The sequence below is a fragment of the Herbaspirillum lusitanum genome, from assembly GCF_026127345.1.
GTDB lineage: Bacteria > Pseudomonadota > Gammaproteobacteria > Burkholderiales > Burkholderiaceae_D > Herbaspirillum > Herbaspirillum lusitanum.
On the sequence record NZ_QXFG01000008.1, the window covers coordinates 904839 to 919048 of the forward strand.

Here is a 14210-nt window from a genome sequence, read left to right on the forward strand (position 1 = left end):
GGCGCAGCTCCGCGTTGTCGTTTGGAGAAAAGAGAATTAGCGGCGCTCGGGCCGGTTCGGCAGAATGAAACTGAAGCGGGAGCCCTTGCCGGGTTCGCTGACGACGTCGAAGCTGCCTTCATGCGCTTCCACAAAGGTCTTGAAAATCGCCAGGCCGAGGCCGAGACCACCGTGGTCCTTGGTTTCGGTTTCGAATTTCTCGAAGATCAGCGCCAGGCGGTCCTTGGAAATACCCATGCCGTTGTCGCTCACCCAGCATTCAATGCCGGCGCCATCCAAAGTGGGCGCAGCGCCGATCACCACCTCGCCTTGCGGCGTATGGGTAATGGCGTTGGCGATCAGGTTCTGCATCATGCGGCGCAAGAGATTGGCATCGGCATAGATCACCAGATCTTCCGGCACATCATTGAGCAGCCGCGTGCTGCCGGTGCCGGCGACCGGATTGAGGTCGTAGACCATGCTTTCCACCAGCGGCCACAGATCGATGTTGCGGCGTTCCAGCTTGACGCCGCTTTCGGTTTTCATGTTGTCGTTTTCTTCGATGACCTTGGCCACCAGTCCCGACATGCTTTGCACATTGCGCTGCAAGACCTTGATCATGCGCGCCGCCCGCGGATCGGCGTTCTGCGCGCCCAGCGTTGATTCGAGCACTTTGGATGCCAGCGCCACGGCGTTCAGAGGTGTGCGCAGATCGTGTGCGATGAAGGAGAGATATTCTTCGCGACGGCGTTGCACTTCCAGCGCGCGGTTGACCGAGAAGGTCTGTACCGCCAGGCCGATGGCGCTGTCGAACACCAGGTTGATGACATGGAACGGTTTGCCTTGCAGGTTGATCTGGTGCGTGCTCGCCAGATCATGGATGCAACCGCGCAGCAGATTGTATTCGGCCACCACTTCCTCGATCAGGTAGCCGTTGTGCAGGCGCTGCAGGCCGTGTTCCGGCGGCGTGCCGTCGGCCAGCACCTCGGCGATCGATTCGTCCGAATTACGGCGAAAGGCCAGCGCGATTTCGTCCAGCAAGGCCGGCACGTGATCGTTCAGCGTCGGGATGCTGAGATTGCGTGCGGACGGCAAGGCCCGCACCATGCTGCGCCAGCGTGTGAGCAGCGCCTCGCGATTCTGCTCGACCAGGACGGCCAGTTGTTCCAGGGTATTGATAGGGTTCTCCGGGATCTGAAACGGTGCGGCAGAACAGCACCGTCTGCTGTTGGCTTATTGCAATTGCCTGCCGATGTTGTCGAGGATGTCCTGCAATTGATCGATGTCGTAAGGCTTGGGCAGTGAGAACGTGCCGGGACCGATGTTCTTGCTGATTTGCGCGCCGTAGCCGGAGGCGAAAATGATTTTCAGCGCCGGTGTTTTTTCGCTCGTCCGTTTGGCCAGTTCAAGACCGGACATGCCCGGCAGGCTGACGTCGGTGAACAGGACATCGAAGTCGTGCTGCTCCAGTTCGGCCAAGGCTTCTTCAGCGCTGCCGACGCCTTCGGCCCGATGCCCCAGCACCGCGAGCAGCTCGCAGACCAGTTGCAGGGAATCCAGATTGTCTTCCACGACCAGGATATGCAGACCGGCCGCGTCGGCTTGGTCCGGCATGCTCGATACGCTTGTCGTCATTGTTGTTTGTGTTGTCATTTCAACATCTGTTGATGAGGCGGGTAGGAATTTCGGAAGCCCGGCTTTCCACAAAATTGCACATGTCGATAGTAATGCATTCTGATGGGCGTGCAATAGCCGCCGCACATATTTCCGGAAATCAAAAAAAAGCCGGAGACCCTTGTCCCGCCTGCCTTTCCGGATCAACTTCAAAATGTCTTACAAAAGATTCAGGGGTCATCTGACAGGGGGAAAATAGGCCTGCTGCTACAGTAGGCTTCATAAAAAAACGGTCGCGGCACCTGCCCGATCATCACAACCTAACGATATCGACGTGATGGCTACACAACAAAACCACCTCACACCGGATCGCGCAGCAGATCCCATTCCAACCCGATCCGCGACCGGCATTGCCGGCCTGGACACCATCCTGGGCGGCGGCATTACGCGTGATCGCCTGTACCTTCTCGAAGGTACCCCGGGCACGGGCAAGACCACTTTCGGCCTGCAATTCCTCCTTGAAGGATTGGCCCAAGGCGAATCCGGTCTGTATATCACGCTGTCGGAAACAGCCGCCGAGCTTCGCGCGGTCGCTGCCTCGCACGGCTGGTCGCTGGAAGGTTTGTCGCTCTATGAACTGATCGACGAGGAAGATCTGAACCCGGATTTTCAGCAATCCATCCTTCACCCTTCCGAAATCGAACTCGGTGAAACCATCAAGAGCGTGATCGCGCGCGTCGACGAGCTCAAGCCGTCGCGCGTGATCTTCGACAGCTTGTCGGAAATGCGACTGCTGGCGCAGAACCCGTTGCGCTATCGGCGCCAGATCCTGGCGCTCAAGCATTTTTTCTCGACGCGCAAATGCACCGTGCTGATGCTCGACGACCGCACCGCCGAAGCCGGCGACCTGCAGTTGCACAGCATCGCCCACGGCGTCATCAGCCTGGAGCAACTGGCGCAGGATTTCGGTACCGAGCGGCGTCGCCTGCGCGTCATCAAGATGCGCGGCATCAGCTTCACCGGCGGCTATCACGACTTCGTCCTCAAAACCGGCGGCATGCATGTCTTCCCGCGCCTGGTCGCTGCGGAGCATTTTGCCGAATTTGAAGACAGCATGACCAGCACCGGCGTGCCCGGCCTCGATAGCTTGCTGGGCGGAGGCCTGGTGCGCGGCACCAACACGCTGCTGAGCGGGCCTTCCGGCGTAGGCAAGACCACCACGGCGTTGCGCTGTGCGCTGGCCGCCTTGCAGCGCGGCGAACGCGCTGCCTATTACCTGTTCGACGAAGGCCGGGGCACATTGATGAGCCGTGCACGCGCACTCGGCATGGACGTCGAGCCTTATATCGCCGACGGCAGCCTCAAGCTCCACTCGGTCAATCCCGCTGAAATGTCGCCCGGGGAGTTCACCAGCACCGTGCGCAACGCAGTCGAGAACGAAGGTCGCAGTTTTGCCGTGATCGATAGTCTCAATGCTTACATGCAGTCGATGCCGGGTGAAAAATTCCTGCTGCTGCAGATGCACGAGATGCTGTCCTACCTGAGCCAGCAAGGCGTCACCACGCTGCTGGTGCTGGGACAACATGGTCTGGTCGGCGAAATCCGTTCCGACATCGACCTCAGCTATCTCAGCGACACCATCCTGTTGTTCCGTTTCTTCGAGGCGCGCGGCGACATCGCCACTGCCGTATCGGTGGTCAAGAGTCGCATCAGCAATCATCCGCGCTCCATCCACGAGTTCCGGCTCAGTCCCAGCCAGGGACTGCAGATCGGCGAAGCTTTACAGGATTTTGAAGGCATCATGAGCGGACTGCCGACGTACCGCGGCAGAACTCCCATCATGGCAACCGATGCCGATTAATCTCCCGTTGGAGGAACGCATCCTCATCCTTGCTCCCCATGGCCGGGATGCGGAAGTCATTGAGCAGACGCTGTCGGCCGAAGGCCTTAAATGTGCAATCTGCAGCAGCTATGCCGAGTTGATGCAGGAACTGGAGATCGGCGCCGGAGCGGCATTGATTACCGAGGAAGCACTCGGCAATGCGGATTTCTCGCTGCTGCACCGCTGGGTGGAAAAACAGGAATCGTGGTCTGATTTTCCCTTCGTGATCCTCAGCGCCAAACAACGCAATGCCGAACGCAATCCGGTGTTGGACGTGCTGGAGCGCCTGGTCAACATGATCTTGCTGGAGCGCCCCGTGAATAGCGAGACGCTGCTGCGCGCCGGGGTCTCGGCGCTGCGTGCGCGACGCCGGCAATACCTCAGCCGCAGCCATCTGCAGGAACGTGCGCGCTCGGAAGAACATTTGCGCCTGGCGCTGAATGCCGGCCGCCTCGGCTCCTGGAGCCTTGAATTGGCCAATTCCATCCTGATCGTTTCAGATGCGTGCAAGATGCACTTCGGCATTGCGCCGGAGAGCGAATTCACTTACGACGACCTGATCAACGCGATTCATGCCGACGATCGCCAGCGCCATCTGGATGTGATCGAAGCAGCCTTGTTGTCGAAAGACGATTTCTCGATCGAGTACCAGGTGGTATGGCCGGACGGCTCCGTGCATTGGGTGCAGATTCGCGGCCAGACCCTCCATAACAGTGTCGGCGTGCCGATTCAGATGGCCGGCGTCTCGCTCGATATCAGCGACCGTCGCGAGGCGGAGGATCGTCTGCTCGAAAGCGAGAGCAATCTGCGCCAGTTCAACGAGACCCTCGAGTTGCGCATCCAGGAACGCACGTCCGAACTGGCCCAGGCCAACGACCGCCTGATGAAGGAAATGTCCGAGCGTGAACGCACCCAGATCGCGCTGGTGCAGGCGCAGAAGATGGAAGCGATCGGCCGCCTGACCGGCGGCATCGCGCATGATTTCAACAACCTGCTCAACGTGATCATCGGCAACGTCGACCTGATCGAGCGGCTCTCCTCCGATGAACGCATCAAGCGCATGGCCGGTTCCGCGCGCAACGCCACCAAGCGCGGCGCCAAACTGACCGGGCAGTTGCTGGCGTTCTCGCGCAACCAGACGCTGGACCTGAAAGCGGTCGACATCGCCTCGGTCATCGACGGCATGAAGGATCTGATCGCCGTGTCGGTCGGTACCGGCATCAGCATCTCGATCAATGTTGCCGAGGATTTGCCGCGCGCCGTGGCCGACGCCAACCAGATCGAGATGGCGATCCTCAATCTCGCCATCAACGCGCGCGACGCCATGCCCGACGGCGGCAACCTGACCATCAACGTGCAGCACCGCTACGCCCACGATGGCGTGCTCAAGCCCGGCGCCTACATCGTGATCGAGGTCAAGGACACCGGCACCGGCATCACGCAGGAAATACTCAGCAAGGTATTCGACCCCTTCTTCACCACCAAGGCGGTCGGCAAAGGCACCGGCCTCGGACTCAGCCAGGTGTACGGCATTGCCGATCAGTCCGGCGGGCTGGCGCGCATCGATAGCGTAGTGGGAAAAGGTACGACGGTGGAGGTCTGGCTACCGGTGGCCGGCGCGCTGCCGGTGCGTGAGCACGATCAGGAAATGCTGGACCAGCCGCTGGAACCGAAGGAATCCGGCAACATTCTGGTGGTGGAGGACGACGCCCAGGTCCGGCAGTTCATCGTCGAATGCCTTGAAATCCTGGGCTATACGGTGGATCAGGCGGAGAACGGCTGGTTCGGGCTGGAAAAGTTGCAAAGAGCCCATTTCGACCTGTTGATCGTGGACTTTCTGATGCCGGGCATGAACGGCGCCGAAGTAATCGCCGCTGCCCGCGCGCGCGATCCGCAACTTCCCATCATCATGGCAACCGGCTACGCCGACATGCAGGCCGTCGAAAAAGTCATCGATCTCGACGCCGTCTTGCGCAAGCCGTTCCAGATCACCGAGCTGGCCAACAGCGTCAAGCGCGCCATGCGCGCAAAAGGAGCCATGCAGCACCATCACGCCGCCCCGCCCTCCGCTTCCCGCTCCTGAGTCGCCCTGCCGGGACGGATGATCCGATTGGACTCACTTGATCGGATTTACTTGACGCGCTGCTTTTCCAGCTTGCGCGCGAGCGTGCGCCGGTGCATGCCGAGACGGCGTGCGGTTTCGGAGATGTTGAAATCGGTTTCCACCAGCACTTCGTGGATGCGCTCCCATTCGAGGTTCTTGATGGAGGTCGAGCGTGCCGTGAGCTCCACTTCCGTATTGCCGGCGACCTGGCCGAAGGCGGCCTCGATGTCGTCAGTATTGGATGGTTTGGCGAGATATTGGATGGCGCCCAGCTTGATCGCCTCGACTGCAGTACCGATGCTGGCAAATCCGGTCAGCACCACGATCAGCATGGCTTCGTCGTGCTGGTGCAGCATCTGCACGCAAGACAGGCCGGAGGTATTGCCGTTGAGTTTGAGATCGACCACCGCGTAGCCGGGATTGTGCTGCCTCAGCAAGGCTGCTGCTTCATCCTGGCTGGCGGCGTGCAGGACGACATAGCCGCGCCGTTCGAACGAGCGACTGAGCGTGCGCGCAAAGGCGGCGTCGTCTTCGATGATGAGCAGCAGGCGTTCAGTCGACATGGTTCCTTTCCTCGGCAGTTGCCGCACGTTCCGCTTCCAGGCTGATGGCCGACAGCGGCAGCGTCAGGCACACCGTGGCGCCGGCGACGTGACCGTTTTCGCTGCGATTGTGCGCCGTGACGGCGCCGCCGAGTTTGCGCGCGACATTGACCACGAAGAACAATCCCAGTCCGCCGCCGGTCTTGGCCTTGGTCGACTGGTAAGGCTTGCCGATCTGGTCCAGCATGGACGGCACGAAGCCGGGACCGGTGTCGTCAACGGTCAACTTGAGTTGGTTTTCTTCACGCGCGGCGGTGAAACTGAGCCAGCGTGGAGAGGCTTCCAGCGCATTGTCGAGGACGTTGCAGATCATCTGCTTGAGCGCCGAATCGAAAGCGACCGGCATGTCGTGTTCGATGAGGTTCCGATAGTCGAAGGCGACGATGGGACGCGTGGTGCGGAATTCCTCGGCGATGTCGCCCAGGAAGGTATTGAGCGTGGTCTTGACCGAGGACTCGCCACGCGCTTCGCCGGCCGACAGCAAGATGCCGCTGACGATGGTTTTGCAGCGCTGCAACTGGATCTGCATTTCGCTGATTTCTTCGATCAGCACAGGGTTGCTGCTGAATTCCGGCATGCGCTTCCAGTCGCCCAGGATCACCGCCAGCGTCGCCAGCGGCGTGCCGAGTTCATGGGCGGCGCCGGACGCCAGCAAGCCCATGCGCACGATGTGATCTTCTTCCGCGGCGCGTTGGCGCAAGGCGGCCAGCTGGGCGTCGCCGGCACGGCGGTTGCTGCTGATGCGCGTGATGAAAATGGCCAGCAAGGCGGCGATCAGCAGGAAGCTGATCAACATGCCTTCGACGTACAGGCTGAACAGGCCTTCATCATGGTCCGGCGGCAGCGACAACGGCATGAAGAACTGCGACAGGCCGGCGAAACAGAGGCCGGTAATGCAGACGATGGTCCAGGTGGACCAGGCTTCCAGCAGCACTGCGCTCAGGATAACCTGCAGCAGATACAGGAAGGCGAATGGATTGCTGGCGCCGCCGCTGAGGTACAGCTGCGCGGTCAGGGTGGCGACGTCGACCAGCAGCGCCAGGAACAGCTCGCGGTTGGTGACGAAGGGCCGCTCGTGCCAGCGCAGGTGGCTGCCGATGTTGAAGGCGATCAGGCAGGCCAGCACTTCCAGCATGTGCGGCAGCGGCAAATGGATGTCGAAACCGAAAATCACCACGATGATGGTGGTGATCTGGCCGAACACGGCGATCCAGCGCAACTGGATCAGTTGCAGCATGTTCTTGTGGCCGGCGGCGCGATCAGGCGCGCGGGCGATTTCAGGGCCTGGCGGAAGGACGCTGTCGATCATGCGCAGTCGATCATGGTAAACGAGTGAATTGGCGGGTCGGAGACGACGAATTTGCCGGAATTATCCCGCGTCTGGGCCTTGCTTGCCATCTTTGTTTTTCTGCCCGGCGGACAGGCGCCGGCGTTTTTCGTCGCGTCCGATCCAGAAGAATGCGGCGCCCGTCATCAGGGCCAGTCCGAACCAGGTCAACGCGTAGACCAGATGATTGTTGGGAAAGGAAATCACGGTCAGTCCACCGACGGCTTGTCCGTTCGCGGCGCGTTGCTGTTCCGACGCAGCGCTGTGCGTATCCTCCGCATCGATGAAATACGGCGCGACGTGGTCCAGCTTCCTCGACATTGCGATGGCCGGCACGTCGCGCGAAAACCAGCGGTCTGCGGCAGCATCGTTCTTGCGCAGGAAGCCGCCATGCGGTTCGCTGATGCGCAGCAAACCGACGACCTCGGCCGGCGCCTCGGCTGCGCCCTCCTTCTCGTCGTGTGCGCCGGCGGCGATGAAGCCGCGGTTGACCAGTGTCGTGACGCCGTCGGCGCCGCGCAGCGGGGTCAGCAGCCAGAAGCCGGCGCCCAGCCGCGACAAGGCCTGCACGCGTGCAGTTTTGGCGTACAGGAAGGTGCCGCTCAGGCGCACATGTAAATACTCATGGGAATCGGCCGTCACGTTTGACCAGACATCGGGACCCGGAGGTGCAACCGGTGCAGCATGTACGCGGCGGTCGACGCGCTCGATCAGGTCGAGCTTCCAGAACAGGCGTTTGACCTGCCAGGCGCCGAGCGCGAGGAAACCGAGGAAAACCAGGAGCATGCAGCCGGCAAGGAAACGGCGCAACCCGGAAGACCGAGGGCGCGGCGCTGCTTCCGCAACGGCGCGCCCTGGAGAGTGGCTATGAGTCACTGCTGATTACAGCGGGTTCAAATTCAGATTCAGATTCAGGCAGATCACTTCATGCCGGGCATGTTGTGCTGCATGTTCTGCATCGAACCGGGCACGGCTTCCTGGATCAGATCCTGGCTCATGCCGGGCATCATGTTGTGATTCAGGTGATACATGACCCACAGCGAACCGGCCAGCATGATGACCACGACCATGATCGTGAAGATCAGCGCGAGGATGGTCCAGCCGCCTTCGGACCTGGAGTTCATGTGCAGGAAGTAGATCATGTGGACCACGATCTGGACCACCGCCAGGCCCAGCAGGACAAAACCTGCCGTGCTGGATTTCTCGATCACGTTGCCCATGACCAGCCAGAACGGGATGGCCGTCAGGATCACCGCCAGCACGAAGCCGATGGTGTAACTCTTGAGGCTGCCGTGGTCGGCGGTATGGTCGTGATGATGTACGTCGAAGCCGTCCTGATGGCCGTATTTCTCGGCGTGCGACGGGTGTTCTTGATGCTGTGGCGCGCTCATGGCAGGACTCCCATCAGGTAAACAAAGGTGAAGACGCCGATCCAGACCACGTCCAAAAAGTGCCAGAACATCGACAGGCACATCAGGCGACGACCGTTTTCAGGCGTCAGGCCGTGCTTGTTGATCTGGAACATCAGGGTGATCAGCCAGACGATGCCGAAGCTGACGTGCAGGCCGTGGGTCGCCACCAAAGCGAAGAACGAGGTCAGGAAACCGCTGCGTTGCGGGCCCGCGCCTTCATGGATCAGGTGCACGAACTCGTACAGTTCCAGGTAGATGAAGCCGGCGCCCAGCAAGCCGGTAACGGCCAGCCAGATCAGCGTGGTGCGGACCTTCTGCTTTTGCATTTCCAGCATGGCGAAGCCGTACGTGATCGACGACAGCAGCAGCAAGGAAGTGTTGACCGCCACCAGCGGCAGGTCGAACAGCTCGGCGCCGGTTGGACCGCCGGCATAGTTGCGGCCCAGCACGGCATAAGTGGCGAACAGGCAGGCGAAGATCAGGCAGTCGCTCATCAGGTACATCCAGAAACCGAGCAAGGTGCCGTTTTCGGGATGATGTTCCCTGACGAAGTAACGCGAACTAGGCGATGCGTCCATGGTTGCGGCGGAATTGTGGGAAATCTCAGACATGGCTATCCAGCAAGCGTGTGCGGTTGGCTTCAGTAAGGACGACGTCGTCGGCCGAAATGTAGTAATCGCGTTTGTAATTGAAGGTGTGCGTGATGATCGCGGCCATCAGGGCGATGAAACCAGCGCCGGCCAGCAGCCACATCTGCCAGATCAGGCCAAAGCCGATCACTGCGCTCAAAGCGGCAATGATGAAGCCGGCGCCGGTGTTCTTCGGCATGTGGATAGGCACGAAACCATCTTGCGGACGGGTGTAGCCGTTGGCCTTCATGTCAGCCCAGGCGTCGTTGTCGTGCACGCGCGGAGTGAAAGCGAAGTTGTAATCCGGCGGCGGCGACGAAGTCGACCATTCCAGCGTACGGGCGCCCCATGGATCGCCGGTCGTGTCGCGCAGCTTGTCGCGGCGCAGGTAGCTGACCACCAGCTGGATGATGAACGAGCCGATGCCAGCTGCGATCAGCAAGGCGCCGAAGGCGGCGATCTGGAACCAGATCTGCAGCGACGGATCTTCGAAGTGACTCATGCGGCGGGTAACGCCCATGAAGCCCAGCACGTACAACGGCGTGAAGGCAACCCAGAAACCGATGCACCAGAACCAGAAGCTGCAACGGCCCCAGAAATCGTCCAGCTTGTAACCGAAAGCCTTCGGGAACCAGAAATTGATGCCCGCGAACATGCCGAACACCACGCCGCCGATGATCACGTTGTGGAAGTGGGCGATCAGGAACAGGCTGTTGTGCAGCACGAAGTCGGCCGGCGGAACCGCCAGCATCACGCCGGTCATGCCGCCGATGACGAAGGTGATCATGAAGCCGATGGTCCACAGCATGGGCACTTCGAAACGGATGCGGCCGCGATACATGGTGAACAGCCAGTTGAAAATCTTCGCGCCGGTCGGGATCGAGATGATCATCGTGGTGATGCCGAAGAACGAATTGACGCTCGCCCCCGAACCCATGGTGAAGAAGTGATGCAGCCAGACCAGGTAGGACAGGATGGTGATCACGACGGTCGCATACACCATGGAGGTGTAGCCGAACAGGCGCTTGCCGCTGAAGGTCGCCACGATCTCCGAGAAAATGCCGAAGGCAGGCAGAATCAGGATGTAGACCTCAGGGTGGCCCCAGATCCAGATCAGGTTCACGTACATCATGGCGTTGCCGCCGAGATCGTTGGTGAAGAAATTGGTGCCGAACATGCGGTCCAGCGACAGCATGCCGAGGACGGCGGTCAGGATCGGGAAAGCGGCGACGATCAGCACGTTGGTGCACAGCGCCGTCCAGGTGAAGACCGGCATCTTCATCATGTTCATGCCCGGCGCGCGCATCTTGACGATGGTGGCGATCAGGTTGATCCCTGACAAGAGCGTCCCTACCCCGGCAATCTGCAACGACCATATGTAATAGTCCACCCCCACATCAGGACTGCCGAGGATGCCCGACAAAGGTGGATAGGCCAGCCAGCCGGTACGGGCGAATTCGCCGACGAACAGCGAGGCCATGACCAGGCCGGCGCCGAATGTCGTCATCCAGAAGCTGAAGTTGTTCAGGAACGGGAACGCCACGTCGCGTGCGCCGATCTGCAGCGGCACGACGTAGTTCATCAGGCCCGTGACCAGCGGCATCGCCACGAAGAAGATCATGATCACGCCGTGGGCGGTGAAGACCTGGTCGTAGTGATGCGGCGGCAGGAAGCCGGCCGAATCGCCGAAGGACAGCGCCTGCTGGGCGCGCATCATCAGCGCGTCGGCGAAGCCGCGCAGCAGCATGACGATGCCGAGGATGACATACATGATGCCGATTTTCTTGTGGTCGATGCTGGTGATCCAGTCGCGCCACAACGGGCCCCACAGGCGGAAATAGCTGACCGCGCCGAGCACGGCGATGCCGCCGATCAGCACGCCGATGAAGGTGATCAGCAGGATGGGTTCATGGAAGGGAATCGCTTCCCAGCTCAGACGGCCGAAGATCAGCTTGGTCATGTCAATATGGTCTAGCATCGTTACTTTCCGCTGAAAAAGAAGGTCGCGGCGCCATGCGAAACTGCATGCATGACGCTCTTGCCGGTTGCGCGCAACAATGCCGCCGGCGATTCTTTCGATTGATTATTCATGGTGGTGCTGGCTGCCGGCCATCGCGACTTCCTGCGGAGCGGCCTTGGCGGCGCCCTTTTCAGTCTTTTCGCCCTTGCCTTCATCCTTGACGTTCTTGTCGGTCATCATCTGCTGGTCCATGCAGACCTGGCCTTCGGCGACGCAACGATTCAGGATCGCGTGGTACAGCGTGCCGTCAACGGCGTTGAAGTGCTGCACCGGATCCTTGATGCTCGGCTTTTCCAGCGCCAGGTATTCGGTGCGCTTGAGCGCGCCGCCGCCGGCCTTGACCTTCTTGACCCAAGCGTCGAAGTCTTCATCGCTCACGCCGTGGAACTTGAAGCGCATGTCCGAGAAACCGGCGCCGCTGTAGTTGGCCGAGAAGCCTTCAAACTCGCCCGGCTTGTTGATGACGGCGTTGAGCTTGGTCTGCATGCCCGGCATCGCGTAGATCTGCCCTGCCAGCGCCGGGATATAAAACGAGTTCATCACGGTCGAGGCGGTGATCCTGAATTCGATCGGACGGTCAACCGGCGCAGCCAGTTCATTCACGGTAGCGACACCTTGCTCCGGATAAATGAACAGCCACTTCCAGTCCAGCGCGACGACTTCGACGATCAGCGGCTTGACGTTTTCAGGGATGGGGCGCAGCGCATCCAGGCGCGACAGCTTGCGATACGGATCGAGCGTGTGGGTGCTGATCCAGGTCAAGAGGCCGAGCGCGATGATGATCAGCAGCGGCGCGCCCCAGATGACCAGTTCGAGCTGGGTCGAGTGATCCCAGTCCGGCTCATAGCGCGCGGCGGTATTGTTCTGGCGATAACGCCACGCAAAAAGGCCGATCAGCACAATCACCGGAACGATGATCAGCAGCATCAGGATGGTGGAAATAATGATCAGCCTGCCTTGCTGGTTGGCGATGTCCCCGGAAGGATTCAGGACGACGGTATTGCAACCGGCCAACAAAATTGCAGGCAGAAAAATGAATCCGCGGCGAATGAGATGTGAAAACATGCAGGGAAAGTCCAGTCGGAGCTATCAAATCATGCTAATGTACACTTACCGTTCGGCATTGGCGATTGGACAATTTGTCCTACCCTCGCGGTCATCTTGATGGTGAGTTTGCAAGTGTGCCAATGTGCCGGCGGAACGTAGCGGCATTACAGACCGAACCAAGAAAGAGAGACAATGATCATGGCTAGCACTCATATTCATCCCCCTGAAGTTCCTGGCAAATTTTCTGCAAATACGCCTGTCGGTGGTTCTGATAATGTAAATAATGCCAAATCTGATCATCCAGTGATTGCACCCGGCGATATTGCAATCGGCGTGGTCATCGGAAGGGCTTCAGAATACTTCGATTTCTTCGTGTATGCCATAGCCTCGGTGTTGGTTTTTCCCACCATTTTCTTTCCATTTGAACAACGCCTCGAGGGCACGCTCTACTCCTTCACCATTTTTGCCTTCGCATTTCTGGCGCGTCCGTTCGGCACCATCCTTTTCATGGCCATCCAGCGAAAGCTCGGGCGCGAAGTCAAACTGACACTGGCGCTGTTCCTGCTGGGCCTGTCGACGGCCGGCATCGCGTTCCTGCCGACATACGAACATCTGGGTTTCACCGCCATCGTGCTGCTGTCCGTGCTGCGCATCGGCCAGGGCCTGGCGCTGGGCGGCTCGTGGGATGGCTTGCCGTCGCTGCTGGCGCTCAACGTGCCGAAGAACAAGCGCGGCTGGTACGCGATGCTGGGCCAGCTCGGCGCGCCGGTGGGCTTCATCGTCGCCGGCCTGGTGTTCGCCTACCTGATCGGCAACCTGAGCAGCGACGACTTCCTCGAGTGGGGCTGGCGTTATCCGTTCTATGTCGCGTTCGCGATCAACGTCGTGGCGCTGTTCGCCCGCCTGCGCCTGGTAGCGTCGGACGAGTACGCGCAACTGTTGAAAGAACGTGAACTGGAGCCGACCGGCGTCGTCGACATCACCCGCACCCAGGGCCGCAACCTGATCATCGGCGCCCTCGCCGCACTGGCCAGCTATGCGCTGTTCCATCTGGTGTCGGTGTTCCCGCTGTCGTGGATTTCGCTGTATTCGATGCGCTCGATGAGCGACTTCCTGATGGTGCAGGTGTTCGGCGCGGTGCTGATGATGGTCGGGATCGTATTGTCCGGCCCCATCGCTGACCGCTTCGGCCGCCGCACCACGCTGGGCGCGCTGGCGGTGCTGATTGCGGTGCTGAGCGGCTTCGTGCCGACGCTGATCAACGGCGGCGATACCGGGCAGGACATCTTCATCCTGGTCGGCTTTGCCCTGCTCGGCCTGTCTTACGGTCAGGCAGCCGGCGCCGTGACCGCCAACTTCCCTGCCAAATATCGCTACACAGGCGCGGCGCTGACGTCCGATCTGGCGTGGCTGGTTGGCGCAGGTTTTGCACCGCTGGTGGCGCTGGGCTTGTCGGCTCACTTCGGTCTGGCTTACGTCAGCATCTACCTGCTGTCGGGCGCAGTCTGCTCGCTGGCGGCGCTGAGCGTTAACCGTGCGCTGGATATCCGCTGACCTGATCCGCCAATAAAAACGGCCTGGCATGCGCAAGCAG

General features: G+C 60.4%; 12 protein-coding genes. 3 read left to right on the forward strand and 9 right to left on the reverse strand.

Features of this window, described 5'->3' with window-relative positions; genetic code table 11:
* Nucleotides 1-36: 36 nt before the first annotated feature.
* The gene (locus DXT88_RS12400; protein ID WP_407649331.1) at nt 37-1083 is read right to left on the reverse strand and encodes a sensor histidine kinase; all 1047 of its coding nucleotides are present in this window, start codon (nt 1081-1083) and stop codon (nt 37-39) included.
* 129 nt (nt 1084-1212) lie between these two features.
* The gene (locus DXT88_RS12405; protein ID WP_016833887.1) at nt 1213-1614 is read right to left on the reverse strand and encodes a response regulator; all 402 of its coding nucleotides are present in this window, start codon (nt 1612-1614) and stop codon (nt 1213-1215) included.
* Between the two features lie 316 nt (nt 1615-1930).
* On the opposite strand from DXT88_RS12405, the gene DXT88_RS12410 reads away from it, so the two are divergent.
* Together DXT88_RS12410 and DXT88_RS12415 are read left to right on the forward strand one after the other, a co-directional pair.
* The gene (locus tag DXT88_RS12410; RefSeq protein WP_265213801.1) at nt 1931-3454 is read left to right on the forward strand and encodes an ATPase domain-containing protein; all 1524 of its coding nucleotides are present in this window, start codon (nt 1931-1933) and stop codon (nt 3452-3454) included.
* Entirely contained in the window at nt 3444-5558 is a 2115-nt protein-coding gene (locus DXT88_RS12415; protein ID WP_265213803.1) for a hybrid sensor histidine kinase/response regulator, read from the forward strand. The genes DXT88_RS12410 and DXT88_RS12415 overlap by 11 nt, the downstream gene beginning before the upstream one ends.
* Before the next feature lie 47 nt (nt 5559-5605).
* Here the strand turns inward: DXT88_RS12415 and DXT88_RS12420 are convergent, their stop codons facing one another.
* The 7 genes from DXT88_RS12420 to cyoA form a co-directional block, all read right to left on the reverse strand.
* Complete coding sequence (locus DXT88_RS12420; protein WP_265213805.1) at nt 5606-6142, reverse strand: response regulator transcription factor; 537 nt, start codon at nt 6140-6142, stop codon at nt 5606-5608.
* Nucleotides 6132-7490 carry an ATP-binding protein gene (locus DXT88_RS12425; protein WP_265213806.1) on the reverse strand — a complete coding sequence of 453 codons (1359 nt, stop codon included), beginning with the start codon at nt 7488-7490 and terminating at the stop codon, nt 6132-6134. Before DXT88_RS12425 ends, DXT88_RS12420 begins: the two co-directional genes overlap by 11 nt.
* Before the next feature lie 60 nt (nt 7491-7550).
* Nucleotides 7551-8294, reverse strand: a complete 744-nt coding sequence (locus DXT88_RS12430; protein WP_265213807.1) for an SURF1 family protein — start codon at nt 8292-8294, stop codon at nt 7551-7553.
* A 134-nt stretch (nt 8295-8428) separates the two neighbouring features.
* Nucleotides 8429-8899: a cytochrome o ubiquinol oxidase subunit IV gene (gene cyoD, locus DXT88_RS12435; protein ID WP_016835408.1), complete on the reverse strand. Its 471-nt coding sequence runs from the start codon at nt 8897-8899 to the stop codon at nt 8429-8431.
* Nucleotides 8896-9531: a cytochrome o ubiquinol oxidase subunit III gene (gene cyoC, locus DXT88_RS12440; protein ID WP_265213809.1), complete on the reverse strand. Its 636-nt coding sequence runs from the start codon at nt 9529-9531 to the stop codon at nt 8896-8898. Before cyoC ends, cyoD begins: the two co-directional genes overlap by 4 nt.
* Nucleotides 9524-11527 carry a cytochrome o ubiquinol oxidase subunit I gene (gene cyoB / locus DXT88_RS12445; protein ID WP_265213810.1) on the reverse strand — a complete coding sequence of 668 codons (2004 nt, stop codon included), beginning with the start codon at nt 11525-11527 and terminating at the stop codon, nt 9524-9526. Before cyoB ends, cyoC begins: the two co-directional genes overlap by 8 nt.
* 105 nt (nt 11528-11632) lie before the next feature.
* Nucleotides 11633-12634, reverse strand: a complete 1002-nt coding sequence (gene cyoA / locus DXT88_RS12450) for a ubiquinol oxidase subunit II (RefSeq protein ID WP_265213812.1) — start codon at nt 12632-12634, stop codon at nt 11633-11635.
* A gap of 180 nt (nt 12635-12814) precedes the next feature.
* Between cyoA and DXT88_RS12455 the strand changes: the two genes are divergently transcribed.
* Complete coding sequence (locus DXT88_RS12455; protein WP_265213814.1) at nt 12815-14170, forward strand: MFS transporter; 1356 nt, start codon at nt 12815-12817, stop codon at nt 14168-14170.
* Nucleotides 14171-14210: the final 40 nt, after the last annotated feature.